15 protein-coding genes and 1 pseudogene are annotated in these 19,117 nt (G+C 37.9%); 12 read left to right on the top strand and 4 right to left on the bottom strand.

Annotated elements, in window-relative coordinates; all coding sequences use genetic code 11:
• Positions 1-55: 55 nt before the first annotated feature.
• Positions 56-1,864: a translational GTPase TypA gene (gene typA, locus CDOM16190_RS07050; RefSeq protein WP_170019612.1), complete on the bottom strand. Its 1,809-nt coding sequence runs from the start codon at positions 1,862-1,864 to the stop codon at positions 56-58.
• Between the two features lie 151 nt (positions 1,865-2,015).
• Here typA and CDOM16190_RS07045 point away from each other — a divergent pair.
• The 11 genes and pseudogenes from CDOM16190_RS07045 to CDOM16190_RS06995 form a co-directional block, all read left to right on the top strand.
• Positions 2,016-2,522, top strand: a pseudogene (locus CDOM16190_RS07045) (ABC transporter ATP-binding protein); the annotation flags it as partial.
• A 257-nt stretch (positions 2,523-2,779) separates the two neighbouring features.
• On the top strand, positions 2,780-3,613 hold the full coding sequence (locus tag CDOM16190_RS07040) for an ABC transporter substrate-binding protein (RefSeq protein WP_170019608.1): 834 nt from the start codon (positions 2,780-2,782) through the stop codon (positions 3,611-3,613).
• The gene (locus CDOM16190_RS07035) at positions 3,610-5,505 is read left to right on the top strand and encodes an iron ABC transporter permease (protein ID WP_170019606.1); all 1,896 of its coding nucleotides are present in this window, start codon (positions 3,610-3,612) and stop codon (positions 5,503-5,505) included. Before CDOM16190_RS07040 ends, CDOM16190_RS07035 begins: the two co-directional genes overlap by 4 nt.
• 166 nt (positions 5,506-5,671) lie before the next feature.
• The gene (locus CDOM16190_RS07030; RefSeq protein WP_170019604.1) at positions 5,672-7,657 is read left to right on the top strand and encodes a TonB-dependent siderophore receptor; all 1,986 of its coding nucleotides are present in this window, start codon (positions 5,672-5,674) and stop codon (positions 7,655-7,657) included.
• A gap of 132 nt (positions 7,658-7,789) precedes the next feature.
• On the top strand, positions 7,790-9,253 hold the full coding sequence (gene fliK / locus CDOM16190_RS07025) for a flagellar hook-length control protein FliK (RefSeq protein WP_170019603.1): 1,464 nt from the start codon (positions 7,790-7,792) through the stop codon (positions 9,251-9,253).
• Positions 9,254-9,273: 20 nt separating this feature from the next.
• A complete protein-coding gene (locus CDOM16190_RS07020) occupies positions 9,274-9,999 on the top strand; it encodes a flagellar basal body rod modification protein (RefSeq protein WP_170019601.1) in 726 nt (241 codons plus the stop codon).
• 3 nt (positions 10,000-10,002) lie between these two features.
• Entirely contained in the window at positions 10,003-11,628 is a 1,626-nt protein-coding gene (locus CDOM16190_RS07015; RefSeq protein WP_170019599.1) for a flagellar hook protein FlgE, read from the top strand.
• 85 nt (positions 11,629-11,713) lie between these two features.
• Positions 11,714-12,736, top strand: a complete 1,023-nt coding sequence (locus tag CDOM16190_RS07010) for a ribonucleotide-diphosphate reductase subunit beta (protein ID WP_170019597.1) — start codon at positions 11,714-11,716, stop codon at positions 12,734-12,736.
• On the top strand, positions 12,723-13,439 hold the full coding sequence (locus CDOM16190_RS07005) for a carbon-nitrogen hydrolase family protein (RefSeq protein ID WP_169975167.1): 717 nt from the start codon (positions 12,723-12,725) through the stop codon (positions 13,437-13,439). Before CDOM16190_RS07010 ends, CDOM16190_RS07005 begins: the two co-directional genes overlap by 14 nt.
• 3 nt (positions 13,440-13,442) lie before the next feature.
• On the top strand, positions 13,443-14,075 hold the full coding sequence (locus tag CDOM16190_RS07000; protein WP_169975169.1) for a protein-L-isoaspartate(D-aspartate) O-methyltransferase: 633 nt from the start codon (positions 13,443-13,445) through the stop codon (positions 14,073-14,075).
• A gap of 59 nt (positions 14,076-14,134) precedes the next feature.
• Positions 14,135-15,103, top strand: a complete 969-nt coding sequence (locus tag CDOM16190_RS06995; protein WP_170019684.1) for an LLM class flavin-dependent oxidoreductase — start codon at positions 14,135-14,137, stop codon at positions 15,101-15,103.
• A gap of 9 nt (positions 15,104-15,112) precedes the next feature.
• Here the strand turns inward: CDOM16190_RS06995 and CDOM16190_RS06990 are convergent, their stop codons facing one another.
• The 3 genes from CDOM16190_RS06990 to pyrG form a co-directional block, all read right to left on the bottom strand.
• Positions 15,113-15,439, bottom strand: a complete 327-nt coding sequence (locus CDOM16190_RS06990) for a hypothetical protein (protein ID WP_170019595.1) — start codon at positions 15,437-15,439, stop codon at positions 15,113-15,115.
• 104 nt (positions 15,440-15,543) lie between these two features.
• Positions 15,544-17,115 (bottom strand): single-stranded-DNA-specific exonuclease RecJ, encoded by a 1,572-nt coding sequence (gene recJ / locus CDOM16190_RS06985; RefSeq protein WP_170019593.1) that lies wholly within the window; start codon positions 17,113-17,115, stop codon positions 15,544-15,546.
• Positions 17,105-18,763 (bottom strand): CTP synthase, encoded by a 1,659-nt coding sequence (gene pyrG / locus CDOM16190_RS06980; RefSeq protein WP_170019591.1) that lies wholly within the window; start codon positions 18,761-18,763, stop codon positions 17,105-17,107. The genes recJ and pyrG overlap by 11 nt, the downstream gene beginning before the upstream one ends.
• Before the next feature lie 137 nt (positions 18,764-18,900).
• Here pyrG and CDOM16190_RS06975 point away from each other — a divergent pair, with 137 nt between their 5' ends.
• The gene (locus CDOM16190_RS06975; RefSeq protein WP_170019589.1) at positions 18,901-19,116 is read left to right on the top strand and encodes a DUF4492 domain-containing protein; all 216 of its coding nucleotides are present in this window, start codon (positions 18,901-18,903) and stop codon (positions 19,114-19,116) included.
• The last annotated feature ends 1 nt before the right edge of the window (position 19,117 follow it).

Genomic DNA, 19,117 nt, shown 5'->3' with positions numbered 1-19,117 from the left:
AAAATACGTCAAAGAAAAAATTTAAAATATCTCTTAAGACGCATAAAACTAAATTTTACTCCTTAGATTTCGCCATTCTGCGTCTTATAGTCGGGTCAAGATAGCGTTTTCTGACGCGAATATTTACAGGCGTTACTTCGACCAGCTCATCTTCTTCGATCCATTCAAGAGCGCGCTCAAGGCTAAGTTTGCGAGGTGGAACCAGCTTGATCGCATCATCACTTCCGCTTGCGCGCACGTTGGTTAAATTTTTGCCCTTGATCGGGTTTACGTCAAGGTCGTTTGGACGGCTGTGCTCGCCGATTATCATGCCGACATAAACCTTAGTCTGCGGATCGACAAAAAGCACGCCGCGATCTTGCAGGTTAAATAGCGAATACGCAAGCGTTACGCCGTTTTCCATAGAAACCAGCGCGCCGTTGCCTCTTTGCTCCACGCTTCCGCTAAGCGGGCGGAATTCCAAAAAGCTATGATTCATCACGCCTTCGCCTTTGGTATCTGTTAAGAACTGACTTCTAAAGCCGATTAGTCCGCGCGCAGGGATTTCAAATTCGATTCTGGTTTGTCCGTCACCCGTAGGACTCATCGAGACCATTTCAGCCTTTCTGCGTCCGAGTTTTTCGATAACCGTTCCGCTAAACTCATCAGGCACATCAATCACAAGCAGCTCAAAAGGCTCGCATCTAACGCCGTTAATCTCCTTAACGATAACCTCCGGCCTGCCAAGACAAAATTCAAAGCCCTCTCGGCGCATATTTTCAGCCAAGATCGTTATCTGAAGCTCGCCCCGCCCGCTAACTTTAAATTTCCCTTCGCCTTGGTTTTCATACTTCATCGCGATATTTGTCTTCATCTCGTTTGCAAGTCGCTCATCAATCTTATTTGACGTTACGTGTTTGCCCTCAGTTCCTGCAAGCGGGCTATCGTTAACCGAAAAAACAACGCTTAAAGTTGGCTCTTCTATACGAAGCGGATCAAGCGGCATAGGGGAATTTGGATCAACCACACTATCGCCCACATCAAGCGCGTCAAATCCCGCAATCGCTACGATATCGCCGACTCCGGCCTCATCTATATCGCGTCTTTCAAGCCCCAAAAATCCGATGAGTTTTGAAATTCTACCCGTTGATTTCGTGCCGTCTGCCTTAGCTAGCATTACGTTTTGGTTTTTAGAAATTTTGCCGTTAAAAATTCTCGCAATACCTATTTTGCCGACATAGTTGTCATAATCAAGCGTGAAAACTTGAAGCTGCAAAGGATTTTCCAAATTTCCGCTTGGCTCAGGTACATGCGCTAAAATCGTCTCAAAAAGCGGCTTCATATCGACATTTTCATCGCTTAAATTTAACTTTGCATAACCGTTTCTAGCAGCTGCATAAACAACAGGGAATTCAAGCTGCTCGTCATTTGCTTCAAGAGCCACGAAAAGATCAAAAATTTCATTTACTACGCGATCAGGATCGCCTGCGGGCTTATCTATCTTATTTACCACAACTATCGGGCGAAGACCCAAAGAAAGAGCCTTTTTAACGACGAATTTGGTTTGGGGCATAACGCCTTCTTGCGCATCTACGAGCAAAAGCACGCCGTCAACCATCTTTAGCACACGCTCAACCTCACCGCCAAAGTCCGCGTGCCCCGGAGTGTCGATGATGTTTATCTTTGTGTCTTTGTATTTTATCGCGGTGTTTTTTGAAAGGATCGTGATACCGCGCTCTCTTTCGATATCGTTACTATCCATAACACGCTCGCCGACGTTTTGATGCTCGTTAAAAGTGCCTGATTGTTTAAGCAGCTCATCAACCATCGTCGTCTTGCCGTGATCAACGTGCGCGATGACGGCTATATTTCTAATCTTTTCCAAAATTTCTCTCCGTTTATTTTTTAAACTAACAGCCGATTTTATCCAAAAAAGGCTAAAATTTTGTTTTAGTGGTTTTTAGCTTTAATTCTAAATTAAATTAATTTTCATTATAATCATTCGTTTTTATAAATAATCAGAGGCATCATTTTTTATGCTAACCACACACGATTTAAGTTTAACGATAGATCAAAAAACTATTTTACACTCATTAAATTTGGAATTTCAAAGCGGTAAAATTTATGGACTCATCGGACATAACGGCTCAGGAAAAAGCTCGCTTATTAAAATTTTAGCCAATCAACAAAAAGGTTTTAGAGGAGAAGTAAGACTAGATGGCAAAAATATCAAAGAATACAGCTCAAAGGAATTTGCTAAAAATCTAGCCTATCTACCTCAAATTTTACCTGATACCTCTCATTTAAACGGCTTTGAGCTAGTAAACATGGGCAGATACGCTCATCAAAGCGGATTTGTAAGAGATAGATCAAAAGACGAAGAGATAGTGCTAAAATGCCTTAAAGCGACAAAGACGCTTCAATTTAAAGATCAAGAGGTAAGAACGCTTTCAGGCGGAGAAAAATCAAGACTATTTTTAGCTATGCTTTTAGCTCAGCAAAGTCAATTTCTGCTACTTGACGAGCCTTTAGCTCCGCTTGATATATCCTATCAAATTGAGGTTATGTATCTCATATCAAAACTTTGCAAGGAGCTAGAAAAGGGCGTGATAATCGTCATTCACGATATAAATTTGGCTTCACTTTACTGCGATAGACTCATCGCTCTTAGATCAGGCGAAGTGATCTTTAACGATAGGGCTTCAAACGTGATGAATGAAAATCGACTAGAAGATATTTACGGTATCAAGGCTAGTATTATTACTCATCCTGCTAAAAACCAGCGTGTAGCCGTATTTTGATGCGTAAATTTTTATTTTTACTTTTACTCTGCCTAGTCTCCTTTGCGAGTGAAAAAAGAGTGGTTGCCGTTGATTGGACGGCGGCTGAAATTTTAAGCTTTCTTGAGTATAAAATAGCGGCAATCGGCGACAAAAGAAACTATAAAATTTGGGTAAAAGAGCCGAATTTGGACGAAGAGGTTATTGATCTTGGGCTTAGAATGAAGCCGAATTTAGAAAACCTAATAAAACTTAAAGCAGACGTCATCATCATCCCCTCATTTTTTGAATTTAACAAAAATACTCTAGTCCAATATGCAAATATAGCCGTAATAGACGCATATAAAGAAGGAGATTTGTATGAAAATTTGATAAAAGCCACAAACAAAATAGCTAAAATAATCGATAAAGAGAGTAAAGCAAAGGAGCTTATTGAACAGCATGAGAAGTTTTTTGAAAAGCTTTTGAATGAATTTATCAAATTCGGAGATAGACCCTTTGCTGTTGTGCAATTTGTAGACAATAAAAGGGTTAGAATTTACGGGAAAAACAGCATTTACGGGGTAAGCCTAGAAAAGCTTGGGCTTAAAAATGCGATTGGTGACGCATTTGACTTTAATCTTTGGGGTATAGCCACAATCCCTATTACGTCGCTATTTTCTATACCCAAAAACACTCGCTTGGTCGTGATTGAACCAAATCCCGTGGATATTGAGCGGGAAATTAAATTTAACGGAATTTACAGAGCTTTGGGGTTTTTTAACGATTATATCAAAATCAAGCCTGTGTGGAGTGCGGGTGGGTTTATCTCCATGCAAAGATTTGCCACCATGCTACTAGACGGACTAAGATGAAAAGTCTTTTTGTATTTCTATTTACAGCTTTTATCGCTCTAGCCATATTTGCCGTATCGTCTCAAATAAACGCTTTAAATACACAACCAAGCGAGATAAAAGAGCTGGTGGTGCTTAACTACACCCTACCCCGTATTGCGGTTGCCTTTTTAAGCGGTGGCTTTTTAGCTCTTGCTACTACACTCATGGCGCAGATCACGCAAAATCCGCTAGCAAGTGATAGCACACTCGGAGTTGGTAGCGGGGCGGGATTTTTCTTGTTGGCGGGAGCTTTATTTTTCCCGAATTTAGGCTTTAATAGCGTATTTAACTCCTTTATCGGAGCGACAGCAGCCTTGTTTATACTATTTTTAATCTCTTTGGGGCGTGGATTTTCGGTATTTACTACGACGCTTTCGGGGCTTATCATAGGGCTATTTTTTGGCTCGCTTACGACTTTGCTTATGCTATTTTTTCAAGAAGAGAGCTTCTTTTTAGCCGTTTGGATGAGTGGGGATCTCGCACAAGACGGGGTTTATAATCTTCTAATGATGATGGCTTATTTTATCCCGGCACTTATTATGATAGCCTATTTTTCACGCTCTTTTCATCTCTTTATGCTTGGCGATAGCGCTTGTAAATCGCTTGGAGTAAATGTAAATTTGCTTCGTATCATAGGACTCTTAATAGCCGCTTATCTTACCGCCGTAGTAGTAGCATACGTAGGCATCATAGGATTTATCGGACTTGGGGCTTATACGGTTATAGACCGCTTTAAATTTAGAAATTTTGGCATCAAACTAATATCGGCATTTTTATGTGGCGGACTTATACTCGGCGTTACCGATGAAATTTTAATCATCATCTTAAATTTAAGCGGGATAAATTTACCCGCTGGCGGCATAAGTGCATTTTTGGGTGCTCCTCTTCTTTTATGGCTCGTATTTTATAGTATTAAACAAGGAGAAAGCGCAGCAAAAAGCGAGGATAAAACCCCTGCAAAACCTGTTAGTAAATTTATATTGCCGACTTTAGGCGTAAGCCTAATAGCTATCTGTTTAGTTTCGTTATTTTTTGGTTCTTACGATTTTGTCTTTGATATATTTAGCGTGCGTATAAGCAGGGTAATAGCGGCACTTACAAGCGGTGCGATGCTGGGTGTGATAGGCGTGATTTTACAGCGTCTTAGTCAAAATGACATGGCATCTCCGGAGCTTTTAGGTATAAATTCTGGCGTTAGCTTGGGCGTGCTAGCGGCGATATTTACTATGCCCGCCATGAGCATAATCTTTGGCGTAATGGGAGCGTGCATTATGCTTGGATTTATGGTAGCAATAAATTATAAGAGCAAAATGCTACCGCAAAAAGTTATCCTAACAGGCATTGCCATAATGGCGTTTGTAAGCTCTATTGAAAAGATACTTCTAGCTACGGGTGACAGCAGGATATACAACTTCATCTCCTACTCTTCCGGAAGCACGTATTCTGTTACTTTATCTTGGGCTTTGGCGATGATAGCCGTAGCGATTTTTGCACTAGGGGCGGCACTATTTTACTCGCGCGAGATTTCTATACTCACTCTTGGAGAGGCAAGTGCGTCAAGTATAGGCGTAGATACGACCAAGTATAGGATTATTCTATTTTTAATTTGCGCCTTTGTTAGTGCGATTGCGACTTTAAGTATCGGACCTATTAGCTTTGTTGGGTTACTAGCTCCGCATATAGCTTCGTTTTTAGGATTTTATAGAATACATTTACACATAATTTCGGCACTTTTAATAGGTGGAATTTTAATGGTAACGGCGGATTTTATAGGACGCACTTTGATAAGCCCTTACGAGATACCTTCGGGACTTGTGGCTACTATTATCGGAAGCATATATTTTGTGATAATGACTAGGAGATTAAAGTAAATTGTAAATTTTTATAGGAGGATAAATTTATCAACTCTATTTTTAAGATGATTTAAGCGGCTTTATTTATAAAGTTAAAAATTTTAGGAGATACAAAAAGATCTCTTACAACCGTTTTATAAAAATAGATTTGATAGATTAGAACAAATTTTAAAAAGGAGAATTAATGAAAAATAGTTTTAGAAGCGGTTTGCTTCTTAGTTTGAGTGCTTGCGCTTTACTAGCGGCAGAGAGTGTTGAGTTGGATGAAATTTCAGTCGTAGGCTCGGTAGCTAAAGGAAGCGGCAAGATAGAGTTTATGCATCCCGGAACTACCACCGTAATAGATGAAAAAAAGATAGTCGAACAAGGCGCAACTCAACTTGATAATGCCGTTAAATACGAAGCTGGCTTCATCAATCCTTACGGTACAGACTTAGATACTACCGATTGGCTTAAGCTTAGAGGATTTAACGCAACCGTTACGCTAGACGGCTCAACTCCGTATAAGGGCGGATATTTAGGTGCCCAACACGATCTTTACGGACTTGAGAGTATCGAGATCGTAAAGGGTGCAAATTCGCTTCTTTATGGTGCTTCCAGCACGGGCGGTGTTATAAATTTAGTTAGCAAACGCCCGACAAATACCCCGTTTGCAGAAGTCGGTCTTAAACTCGGAAATAAAAATCAGCGAGGCGTGTTTTTTGATGTTAGCGATAATCTGGCTACCGACAAAGTAAAATTTCGCTTAGTCGGAAATTACGAGAAAAAGCACGGAGATATGGATTTCACAAAAAACGAACACTACTATTTAGCTCCGTCGTTGCTCTTTTTAATAGGAGATGAGACAACTTTAACACTTCTATCTAGCTATACAAAAGATAAAGGCACGGGTGTAACGGGCTTTTATCCGTATCCTAGCGTGCAAAAAAGCTCAAGAAAAGACAATACTAGCTCTGCAAGCGATTTTTTGCATAGAGAGCAGTATTCAGCAGGGTATGAGTTATCGCATAAATTTAACGATAGCTTCAAATTTTCATCAAGCTATAAATTTAATAGAGAAGAAAAAGAGCAAATGGCTACGCTATATGTAGGCTTTTTTGGACGCACACAAATAGACGCGGACGTAAATACCCATACCTTTGACAACCGTCTAACGTATGACTTTGATAGTCAAAATTTTAAAAATAGTTTAACTATAGGCACAGACTATCGCAAGATCAAAGCTAACGGAAAATATGGATTTGATAGCATAACACCTTTTGCTATCGGACAAAGACCTATAGTAGCAAGAACAACTGCTCCGTATGACTACATAGTGGATCAAAGTCAGCTTGGTTTTTATATAAACAATCAAGCGACATTTTTTGATAATCTAATAATCACCTCAGCTGTTCGCCGCGATAAATTAAAAGAGAATTCAGATACTTTAGGCACTAAAAACGACTACGACATATCAAAAACCACTTATCAAGTAGGATTGATGTATAATCTTGATACGCTTGGACTGATGCCTTTTATAAACTACTCCGAATCATTTACTCCGGTAGTGGGCAGCAACAGTGCCGTAGGATATAAGCCTATAGAAGGCAGACAATATGAAGTCGGCATAAAATACCTTCCTGATTTTGTTGACGGTGAATTTAGCCTATCGTATTTTGATATAGAGGAGAAAAACTCTCTTGTAGGAGGTATGGTTGGCGGACTATATATCCAAAGCCAAGCAGGAAAACAACAAACAAAAGGGTTGGAGCTAAGCTCAAATTTAAACTTAGTTGATAATTTAAATTGGCTTATATCATATACTCACTATATAGACTCAAAAACACATAGCGGGGCAAAGGGAGATATAGTAGCCAAAACTCCTTTAGTTCCTAAAAACACACTATCATCGTTTTTAACATATAAATTTAATATATCCGATAACCAAAACTTAAAATTGGGTGGCGGTATAAGATATACAAGTTCTATTCCCGATGGTAGCGTAAGCGGATATGAGTCCGCATCATATACTTTGCTTGATGCAATGGCTGAGTATCAATATAAAAATTTTAGTGCTTCTATAAACGTAAATAATCTAACAGATAAAGAGTATTTTTCGGGATGCGACGGATACTTTTGCTACTATGGCGAAGGATTGCGCGCCACTTTGACCGCCAAATATAGATGGTAAGCTTAATTGTCAAAGGGTATTTATATCCTTTGACAATACTACAAAAAATAAATTCATCCGATTTTTAATTCTAATCAATTTTGGAATAAATTTTGCATATACTTTAGAAGTAAAAATCTAAAGGGGCGAATTATGCAAACCGCAGAAAATAGTATCCTATCCTTTGACGCCAGTATAGCCGGAGGTATCAAGCAGCAATCAAATACCAATCAAAACAACGAGGAAAATGGCGAATTTTTATCCATGGTTCTTGAGGCTGCAGCCAATAAGGGTGAAAATTTAAGCGAAAAAGATCTAAAAGATATAGCAAATTCCGTAAATATGTCCGCTCAAAAAAAGAGTCAAGCCAAGCAGAATAAAGAGATTATAAATGCAAAAGAAATTTTAGGAGAAGATGCGGCTTCAGAGCTTTTTGAAAATGCTACCTTTATGCAGCTTTTGCAAATTTTAGAGATGTTAAACGGAGGAGAAAAGATAAGTAAATTTCCAAATTTTAGCACTCAGCTTGCCAAGGTCTTATCTGTCGAAAGCAATATAAACGAGCTAAAAAATGCTAAAAACATAAAAGAGCTTATCCATATAGCCAAAAAGTTAAATTTAGGACTCGAAAAGATAACTGTCACAAAAGAACAGGTTAGCGAGTTAAACGCGAAATTTCCAAATTTGGCTAAAAATAACTTTTTTACTCAGGTTACTCCACAAAAGCAGATATTTAACGCTGATTTAAAAGCAAAAATAGAAGATGAGATTGAGCTCACAAGAAGTATCGATGAAGCTACAAAATTAAATAGACTACTGAAAGAGATTTCTAAGGATATGGGCGATGAGGCTAAATCCAATTTGTTACAAGATAAGCAGATGCTAAAAAATAGTGAAACCTTAAAGGATGTTCGGGTTTTACAGTCCCAAAATCAACTCTCAAATGAAAATTTGAACAAAAGCGTAGCCTCAAATGAAACCATAAAAGAGGCAATTTCTCAAAATACTCAAAAAGAGTTTACAAAAACAGATCTGATTAAAAATGAGAATTTAAAAGGCGATGAGAAAAATTTAAACTCAAGCAAGATAAATTTACAAACCCTGCTCTATCCAGAAAAAGAACAAAGCGAAAATAGCAGCGAACAAAATAGCCAAAATAGCGAAAGCGAGCTAAATTCAATAGTGCGCGAGATAATGCAAAATGCTAGAAGTCAGAGTAAAAATTTACAGCTTGTAAGGCAGACCTTTGATAACTTTAATACCACTCTAAAAGAGCAAGTAGATGCTTATAAATCGCCATTTATGAGGTTTAATATAACTCTTAATCCTCTAAATTTGGGCGAAGTTGAGATCACGATGGTGAATCGCGGAAACAATCTGCATATAAATTTCAACTCCACAACTCAGACCATGAATCTATTTTTGCAAAATCAGGCGGAATTTAAAGCCAGCCTAGTAAATATGGGCTTTACTGAGCTTGAGATGAATTTCAGCGATCAAAATCATAAAAGAGAGCAAGGAAGCAAGGCATATAAGGGATCAAATTTTAGTGATAGCGAAGAGATGCAAATAGCGGAACAGCCTTTGCTTGAAATCGTATTACCAAGATACATATAAGAATTTAAAAGGATAAAAATATGGCCATAAACACAAATAATAAAATACCTACAAACGAATTTACAGTTGATAAACTAAAGGCAAAAAAAGAGGCTGAAGCTCTAGCTAAAGCTGATGGCACAAACCCCGGCGCACAGCTTGATAAGGATGCTTTTATGAAACTTTTACTAACAGAACTTCAGTATCAAGATCCCACAAGTCCGATGGATAGCGAAAAGATGCTAACTCAAACCTCGCAGCTTGCTACACTTGAAACTCAAGAGAATACAAACCAGATGATGAAAAAGCTAGCCGAGCAGCTAAAGGCTAGCACAAGTATGTATGCGGTTTCCGCTCTTGGCAAAATGGCTACTTTGGGCGAAAGCTCCATAATCAAAGAAGATGGCATGTCTACGATAACCTCGATGGCGTTTTTAGAAGCGGACGGCAAAACAGGAACTATAAAAATAAAAAATACAGACGGACAAATTATCAGAAAGATAGAATTCGGAAATGCGAAGGCTGGTATTATGGAGTTTGAATGGGACGGCAAGGATCAATCCGGCAATGAAGTAAAAGCCGGAGTTTACGGAGTCGAGATAAGCTATCAGGATAAAGATGGTAAAGAACACAATTCTAGCATAGGCAAGTATCCTGTGGAGGGGATCAAATTTGTTAACGGAGAGGCTCAGATAAAAGTAGGCGGACTATATGTAGCAATGGATAAGATTAGAGAATTTACAGAGCCAACCAAAAAAGAGGGATAAGTCATGATAAGAGGTTTTTACAACGGTATAAGCGGGATTAAAACCCATAGCTTCGGTATGGATGTATGGGCAACCAATATCTCTAATATAAATAACGTAGGATTTACCGCCTCTATTCCAGAGTTTAAAAACACCTTTTATCAAAGTGTGGCCAACGCAGGCAATAATCCTACGACAGATCAAGTAGGGCTTGGCTCTATGGGCGCTACCACAGCTCTTAGCTTTTATAAGCAAGGCTCAATGATGCCTACAGATAATAAGCTTGATATGGCTATACAAGGCGAAGGATTTTTCGGGGTTTTGGATAGTAACGGAGAGACATACTACACAAGAGCCGGTTCGTTCGGCGTAGATAAAGATGGATATTTAGTAGATAACGAGGGAAGATATGTAATGGGTACTCAAAATACCCTTTCAAAAGCCACTCCAAGTAAAAACGCTCTGCAAATTTTTGGTAAAACGAATTCCGTAACACCATATCTTGATGCCTATACCCTAAGCGAACTTGGCGATCTTGATTTAGGAGACGTAAGCTCTCAAGGCAAGATAAAGCTTCCTGACTTCTTATACTTGCCAGCTAAAGCCACTACAAACGTATCTTATAAAGGCAATCTGAATTCGGAAAGCATAAGAGAGCAAGTAGAGGTCGCGATAGATGAAAATAGCTACACAAGCAATGTTGATGAGGCTAATAAAAGAATAAAATTAAGCGGACAAATCACTCCAAACGAAACCATATTTGAACCCAAAGAGGGAAATATGGTAAGGGTAAATTTAACCGATGCAAACGGAGTTAAAACAACACTAATAAGCGCGATTGACAAAGACGGAAACTGGAAGATAGATGAGCTTTTGCCATCAACTTTTGATCTAACTAAACCGCTTAACATATCAGCCACTCTTACCACAACTCAAGAGAAGGCAAATCAAGAGAAATTTGTAACCGAGCTATACGCCAAAAACGGTGACAAAAACTTACTTACAATAGATTTCACCAAACGCCTTCCAGCAACTGGAAATTCAACTATTTGGGATGCTGTGGCTACAGTTACGGCGCCTGATAAAAGCGTGATTTCAATCTCAAAAGGCACATTAGCCTTTGGCGAAAACGGAACTTTAGTAGAAAATACATTAGGTGATATAAAAAACGGCGAAATACCATTAAAAATTGACTTTGGCTCACAGACTCCAGCCGGATATTCAGGGCTTACAAGCACTCCAAATCCAAAAACCTTATCGGTAACAAAAGATGGCGCCATGGAGGGAATCATAAAAGAATATCATACAAATAGCAGTGGAAATATCCTGGCGAGCTTTAGCAACGGCGGAGTTCTTTCGGTAGCCAAACTTGCACTGTATCACTTTCAAAACGACCAAGGGCTAACCAAACTAGGCGATAATATCTATGCAAAGAGCGCAAACTCAGGAGATGCGATATTTTATAAAGATGCGGAGGGAAAGACAACTTACGGATCAAAGATCGCAAGCAATATGCTTGAAATGTCAAATGTCAATCTCGCTCAAGCCCTAACAGAGATAATAGCTATACAAAAAGCCTATGATGCAAATGCAAAAAGCATAGCCACAAGCGACGATCTAATAAAAACTGCAATAAATTTAAAGCGATAGTCTAGCAAATTACGCTAAAGTAGGTTTTCAAAAACTTTTAGATAAAATCGCTTTATTTCAAACACCAATATTTAAGGCAAATTTTATGGATAGAAAAAGAATTTATAATCCAAATTCCAATGAGACATTGACAGATAGACGCGTATTTAACGGAAATCCTCACGGGATTTTAAATTTCACCAAGGCAAAATATCAATGGGCGCTTAAGCTTTGGGATCTAATGGAGGCAAATACATGGTTTCCAAAAGAGGTTGATACGACAGACGATGTGCGCGACTATGCACACAATCTAACGGAGGCTGAAAAGAGGATGTATGATCTGGTATGGAGCCAGCTCATCTCTATGGACAGCTTTCAGACAAACAACCTAGCCGATAATATAAACCCATATATAACAGCACCAGAAATTAACGCCTGCCTAGCTCGCCAAGCCTACGAAGAGGCAAACCACTCCAAAAGCTATGCTGTTATGGTAGAGGCAATCTGCGACAACACCGATCTCATCTACGAAATGGAAAAATATGATGATGTTTTGCGAGAGAAAAACGATTACATTTCAAGCGTATACGAGGAGCTTGCGGGAGAAGTTACAGACGAAAAGCTTCTACTTGCAATGGTAGCAAATCAAATTTTAGAAGGAATTTATTTTTATAGCGGATTTACGGCAATCTATGCCCTGGCAAGAGCGGGCAAGATGCTAGGTTCGGCTCAGATGATACGCTTCATTCAAAGAGACGAGATAACTCACCTTTTACTATTTCAAAATATGATAAATTCTGTTAGAAAAGAGAGGCCCGATCTATTTACTCCTGAAATAGAGGACAAAATTTACGAAATGTTTAAAAAGGCCGGAGAGCTTGAGATAAAGTGGGGAAAATACATCACTCAAAATCAAATCATGGGCTTTACGGACGATATTATCGAAGAGTATATCCACTATCTTATAGATCAGCGCCTTGTGGCTATCGGACTAAATAGAATATACAATGCCAAACACCCTATAAAATGGGTCGATGACTTTGCTCAATTTAATGATCAAAAGGCAAATTTCTTTGAAAGCAAGGTCACAAACTACTCAAAAGGAAGCCTAAGCTTTGACGACTTCTAACGAAGACTTAAATTTGCTGCCCGTATCGTTACGGGCAAAGAGTATTAAGGAGCGCACGGACGAACTGATAAATTTTATAAAAGAAGCTCCTAAAAACTCAATAATAGCAGCAAGCGAACTTTGCATAAGCGGATATGATTTTAAGGGTCTTGATAAAAACTTTAATGAAAATCTGATACAAAATTTGCAAAGAGCTCTCGGGGAAAATAAATTCCTTACTTTTACATACCTAGCCAATGAACACAAAAAATCAGATACTTTAAATCAAAAATCATATAATCAATTTACTTTTTTAAGCCAAGACGGGCTTATTTATACTCAGCCTAAATGCAAGCTTTTTAAACCGAATTTAGAAGATAAAAAATTTGACAAAGGAAATGAAAGGACTATAGAGCATTTTAATTTTCAAGACATAAAATTTGGCGCATTAATCTGTTTCGAACTTAGATTTAGCGAATTATGGGCTAAGCTAAAAGAGTGCGAGATAATATTTGTGCCGGCAATGTGGGGCAAAGAGCGCAAAGATGCCTACATAAGCCTTTGTAAAGCACTTGCTATTGCAAATAACTGCTTTGTAGTAGCCTCAAGCTCGCTTGATCTTGAATTCGCAGGCGTTTTTATGCCTACCGGCGAGCTAAAAAATAAAGCAAAATTTGATAGAAATTTAATCATAAAAATAAAAGAAAATTTAGGAATTTTATAGAAAATGACACCTTTAGAAAAATCAAAATGTATCAATATGGCAGATGAAATTGCCGATAATGTCAATCTTTCCCCAAAGCTATACAAGGCCTTTTGCGAAACTCCGCGAGAGATATTTGCTCCCGTTAGAACGCACGCATACAAGCTTGACGCACAACCAATAAGCGGTAATCAATGGATAAGCTCCCCTCTTACTGTAGCCAAAATGACTCTAGCGCTTGAAGCAGAAAACGCCGATAATGTCCTAGAAGTAGGTTGCGGAAGCGGATATCAAGCAGCCATATTGGCTCATCTTGCCCATAGGGTTTTTAGCATAGAACGAATAGAAAAGCTTGCATTAGAGGCAAAGGCACGCTTTGAAAAGATTAAAATTAGAAATATTCATGTTAGATATGATGATGGAAATAACGGCTGGAAAAGCTATGCGCCATATGATAGGATAATGCTCTCAGCCGCAACCGAGGAGGTGCCACAAAATTTATTTAATCAGCTAAAAAACAGAGGTATTTTGGTAGCTCCGGTAAAGAAAAACGGCAAACAGTATATAGTAAAATTTCAAAAAGATATAAACGGAAATATCCAAGAGAGCGTATTTGACGAGTGTCTATTTGTTCCGCTTTTAAGCGGCAGGGAGTAAGATATGAAATGTGGAATATTTTGTCTATTTGAAAATTTTGAAAAAACTATCAAAAGGCAATTTCAGAGCAGATAAATTTAGTCAAACATGCTGAAAAAATAGGTCTGGACGAGGCTTGGTTCGCAGAGCATCATTTTAACGACTTTAGTCTATGCCCTTCACCATCGCTGCTACTTGCTAACGCTATTGCTCAGACAACAAAAATTCGCCTAGGTATGGCTGGTTTTTTGGCGCCTTTTTATAACACCATAAGGCTTAGCGAGGAGGTGGCGACGTTAGATATTTTAAGCAATGGCCGGATAAACTTAGGTCTTGCCAAGGGGGCTTTCGCGCCTGACTCTAAGCATTTTAAAACAACTACTGAAAATTTGAGACCAAAACTAATAGAGTGTGCCGAGGCTATAAATTTACTTCTAAATTCAAAAGGACCCGTTAGTTTCAATGGTGATTTCATAAGTTTTTCAGAGGTGGATATAGAACCAAAACCATTGCAAAATCATATTCCAACCTATATAGCGACTTTCGCTTCAAAGGAAACGATTGATTTTGCAGCTCATAGAGGATGGGGACTGCTACTGTCTCAAGGAGTAGATCTTGATGAGTGCCAAAGCGTAGTGAATAGATATAAAGAAATTGCCGGATTTGATCCTGAAGTTGTTTTACTAAGAACATTTTTTACCGCAGATAGCGATGAAGAAGCGAACGAAAGAGCTATTCCGGCGATAGATCACTTTGTAAAATCTATGCGCGCAGCATCTTCTTGTAATAAATCTCCAAATTTCGATAGGTCAAAATACGAAGATATTATTAAAGAGAGAGATTATTTCTTTGACGGAGAAAAATTCTTTAAAAACGGCATAATCGGAGATGTAAATACATGTATAAAAAAGTCTCTTGAGATCAAAAAAATAATCAAAAATGTCCATATCGCACTTAAGCCACTAGGAGTGAGTGAAGCTGAAAATATTGAGCAACTAGATATATTTGTAAATAAAATCCGCAAGAAAGTGGATAAAAGGAGTATATAAGGTAAAATTTTACATTTTACCTTTTGCAATCTGATTTTGTAAACTCAAACTCTGCAATTTACTATCCGCCAAATTATATGTCCAAATAATACTATTTGTAAAGTCATGAATCTCTGACAACAAATCACAATAAATACTCTTAAGTGCGCTAGATTGAATTTTTTTAAAAATAGGCATTTGGGTCTTATCAAACTTATTAAATCTAACTTCATCCGCATTACTTAATTCATTAATAAATATAAGGCTTCCATTATTGCAAACGGCACTAATAAATGTAGTCACACGATCTAATTTTTGAGGAGTATTTTTATTTAAGATACCCACAATATCCTTCATCCGAGTGCTTTCGCAAGATGCAAATAAACTAGAACTCAAAAATATAACATATAAGGCAAAAATATATTTTTTAATCTCTTATCCTTTATTTAGCTTTATTTAATCTACACAATCTCTTTTACCAAAAGCTGAGGTGTCACAAGCCCCCTAAAGGAATTTTTAGATATAGATACCACTATATCGATACTATCACCTATATGAGGATGTCTTGTAAAGTTAAAAAACAACGCCTCGAGGCATTTGTTATCCTTTTGTAATATAAGCTTTAAGTGATTTTGCTCTCTGCCTATTAGTTTATGATTTTTTACCGAAACTCCATTTAATCTAAATAAAGGACGAGGATTTTTTTGTCCGTAAGGCTCAAAATACTCTAAAATTTCAAGCAGCTCGAAATCAATCTCGTTTGCATCTATCTCTCCTAAAAGCTCATCGGAATTTATAAATTCATGTATATCCATCAAAAAACAAGTTTGGTTTATAGCCATTTTAAAAGCCTCTAGATTATTTGGATCTATAACGATACCTGCTGCGCCTTTGTGACCGCCATATCCGTCAAGCAAGTTCTCGTGCTGAGCTATTAAAGATAAAATATCGAGCTTTCCGACACTTCTTGCACTACCCTTTGCACGATTTTCATCTATACTAAATACTATAGCGGGTCTTTTAAAGTGCTTAGCAAGACGACTTGCGACGATACCTATAACCCCCTCGTGCCAATCCTTACCCCATGTTACTATGATGCGATCCTCATGGCTAACATCCTTTAAAGAACTCTCATAGAGTGTGCGCTCCTCCTCTTTTCTAGAATTATTAAATTCAACTATCATATCAAGATAATCATTTGCCTTATCTATGTTTTTTGTATGCAAAAAATTAAAAGAATTTATCGCATCATCCATTCTACCTGATGCATTTATAAGCGGAGCTATTAAAAAACTTATATCATCGCACTCAAATTTCTCTTTCCCGTAAAATTGCTTAATAGCGGTAAATGCGGCACGATTCGAGCTATTTAATTTATTAACTCCAAGACGCACAAGCATACGGTTCATATCCCTAAGCTCCATCATATCAGCAATTATCGCGATAGCTAAAAGATCTAAAAATTTGGCCATATCATACTCTATTTTTAACACATCTTTTAGCGCACCTACCATATACCAAGCCACTTGCGCACCGCAAATTTCTATATTAGGAAAGGCGCAATCCTTCTGCTTTGGATTAATTATCGCATAAGCCTCAGGTAAAACCTCAGGCGGCATATGATGATCTGTTATAATAAGATCGATTCCACGTTTTTTACAAATTTCAGCAGCTTCATTTGCCGATATTCCGTTATCTACTGTAATAATAAGATTTACGTCTTTTAGTTCTTCGACAATTTGACCGTTTAATCCATATCCGTCGCTAAATCGATTTGGAATACGCACAAAATAATCGCTTACTCCTAAATCATCGAAAAACTCGGCCATTATTACACTAGAAACTACACCATCCACATCATAGTCACCCACTATGACAATTTTCTCTCTATTTTCAATCGCCTCTTTTATGCGATTTGCGCCCTTGTAAATATCTTTAAGCATGCAGGGCATGGGAATTTCTGAAAGCCTTTTGTGCAAATCCTTGCTAAATCTTTGATTCAGTAACTCCCTAATATCACTCTTACTCAACATGATTTTTTATTGACGCATCAATAAAACTTAAAATCACGGGATTTGGTTTTACAAGGCGAGATGTAAACTCCGGGTGAAACTGTACGCCTAAAAACCATGGATGCGAGTTTAGTTCTATAGCCTCTATTAGCCCCTCGCTCTCACCACTTACTATCATTCCAGCACCTTCAAACTCCGCCCTATATTTAGGATTTGCCTCGTAGCGATGTCGATGACGCTCTTTTACTTGTTTTGAGCCTGAATAAATTTTACTCAAAAGCGAATTTGGCTTAATATCGCAAGTATAAGCCCCAAGCCTCATAGTGCCGCCTATTGGGGTCTGATAGGTCCTGATCTGCTTTTCTCCATTTGCATCGATAAAGCTATCGATAAGGTAGATTATAGGATTTGTACACTCTTGATTAAATTCGACCGAATTTGCATCTTCTAAATGAAGCACGTTTTTAGCAAATTCTATCATTGCAAGCTGCATGCCAAGGCAAATTCCAAGGTATGGAATTTTATGTTCACGAGCAAATTTAATAGCCTCTATCTTGCCGCTTATACCGCGTTCACCAAATCCTCCGGCAACCAATACTCCATCGACATCCCTTAATAGCTCATCGACATTTTCAGACTCTATTTTTTCGCTATCTATCCATTTTAAATTTACTCTAGTGTCTAAATTCGCACCCGCATGGATAATGCTCTCGGTAAGACTCTTATAACTCTCTTTAAGATCTACGTATTTACCTACAAAGGCTATAGCAGTCTCTTTGGTAGGAGCTATTATTCGCTTTACTAAGCTATCCCAAGTCTCCATATTGACTTTAAGATCTCCAAGCTCTAAAAGTTCGGCAATAGGAGTTAGAATGTCTTGCTTTAAAAACGCTAGTGGCACTTGATATATACTAAGCGCATCAAGACTTTCTATAACGCAATTTCTCTCGACTCCGCAACTTGATGCTATCTTATCTTTAAGATCACGATTTAAAGGCTGCTCGCTTCTGCAAATTATCATATCAGGACTTATTCCTATACGCCTTAGCTCTCCTACGCTATGCTGAGTGGGCTTAGTTTTAAGCTCTCCCGCAACTTTAATAAAAGGCACAAGAGTTAGATGAATATTCATCGCATTCTTTCTGCCTACTTCTATACGTAGAGCTCGAATCGCCTCTAAAAAAGGTAGTCCTTCTATATCTCCTACGGTTCCGCCGATCTCTACTATTAAGATATCTTGTCCTCTGCCAGCCTTTTTGATACGCTCTACAATTTCACCCACGATATGAGGAATAACTTGAATAGTTTTGCCCTTATAATCGCCTCTGCGCTCTTTTTCGATAACCGAGCTATATACTCTACCAGTAGTAAAGCTATTATCCTGACTAAGACTCTTATCCAAAAATCTCTCATAATGACCCAGATCAAGATCGGTCTCTGCACCGTCATCAGTTACAAAAACCTCTCCATGCTCAAGAGGGCTCATAGTGCCGGGGTCTACGTTGATATAAGGATCCGCTTTGAGCATACTTACTTTTAATCCCGTATTTTTAAGCAAGGTTGCAATACTTGCCGCCGCGATACCCTTTCCAAGAGAACTCAAAACGCCACCAGTTATAAAAATATACTTGGTTTGAGAATCTTGAGCTTTTTTATTTACTTCATCCATTAAATTTCCTCTAAATTTTTATTTTAATGACAAATTATAGCTTTTTAAAATTTATAATTGGTTGAGAGCTTATAATTTGATTTTGAATTAAAATTTAAAATTATTTTTTAAGTTAATTTATTATAAAATCTAATATTATGATTAAAAAATACCTTAAAAACATATCCGAACTATATATAGAAGGCTTTAAGAATATGAGGCTTGGCAAGAGTTTATGGCTTCTTATAGCGATAAAACTTGTAATAATGTTTGGGATACTTAAAGTCTTTATCTTTGATGAAAATTTAAATACAAAATTTAATACAAACGAAGAAAAGGCTGACTTCGTTATATTAAATTTAACAAAGGAATAAA

It is taken from the genome of Campylobacter sp. RM16190, assembly GCF_012978835.1.
Taxonomy (GTDB): Bacteria; Campylobacterota; Campylobacteria; order Campylobacterales; family Campylobacteraceae; genus Campylobacter_A.
Note: the sequence above shows the minus strand (reverse complement) of the source record. Positions and strands in the feature narration are given on the sequence as shown.

Excerpts from the sequence above, each read along its gene's own strand:
- CDOM16190_RS07000 (WP_169975169.1), top strand. The coding sequence starts at position 13,443 with ATGACACCTTTAGAAAAATCAAAATGTATCAATATGGCAGATGAAATT.
- CDOM16190_RS07030 (WP_170019604.1), top strand. The coding sequence starts at position 5,672 with ATGAAAAATAGTTTTAGAAGCGGTTTGCTTCTTAGTTTGAGTGCTTGC.
- recJ (WP_170019593.1), bottom strand. The coding sequence starts at position 17,115 with ATGTTGAGTAAGAGTGATATTAGGGAGTTACTGAATCAAAGATTTAGC.
- CDOM16190_RS07040 (WP_170019608.1), top strand. The coding sequence starts at position 2,780 with ATGCGTAAATTTTTATTTTTACTTTTACTCTGCCTAGTCTCCTTTGCG.
- CDOM16190_RS06990 (WP_170019595.1), bottom strand. The coding sequence starts at position 15,439 with ATGAAGGATATTGTGGGTATCTTAAATAAAAATACTCCTCAAAAATTA.
- fliK (WP_170019603.1), top strand. The coding sequence starts at position 7,790 with ATGCAAACCGCAGAAAATAGTATCCTATCCTTTGACGCCAGTATAGCC.
- CDOM16190_RS07010 (WP_170019597.1), top strand. The coding sequence starts at position 11,714 with ATGGATAGAAAAAGAATTTATAATCCAAATTCCAATGAGACATTGACA.
- CDOM16190_RS06975 (WP_170019589.1), top strand. The coding sequence starts at position 18,901 with ATGATTAAAAAATACCTTAAAAACATATCCGAACTATATATAGAAGGC.
- pyrG (WP_170019591.1), bottom strand. The coding sequence starts at position 18,763 with ATGGATGAAGTAAATAAAAAAGCTCAAGATTCTCAAACCAAGTATATT.
- CDOM16190_RS07020 (WP_170019601.1), top strand. The coding sequence starts at position 9,274 with ATGGCCATAAACACAAATAATAAAATACCTACAAACGAATTTACAGTT.
- CDOM16190_RS07015 (WP_170019599.1), top strand. The coding sequence starts at position 10,003 with ATGATAAGAGGTTTTTACAACGGTATAAGCGGGATTAAAACCCATAGC.
- CDOM16190_RS07035 (WP_170019606.1), top strand. The coding sequence starts at position 3,610 with ATGAAAAGTCTTTTTGTATTTCTATTTACAGCTTTTATCGCTCTAGCC.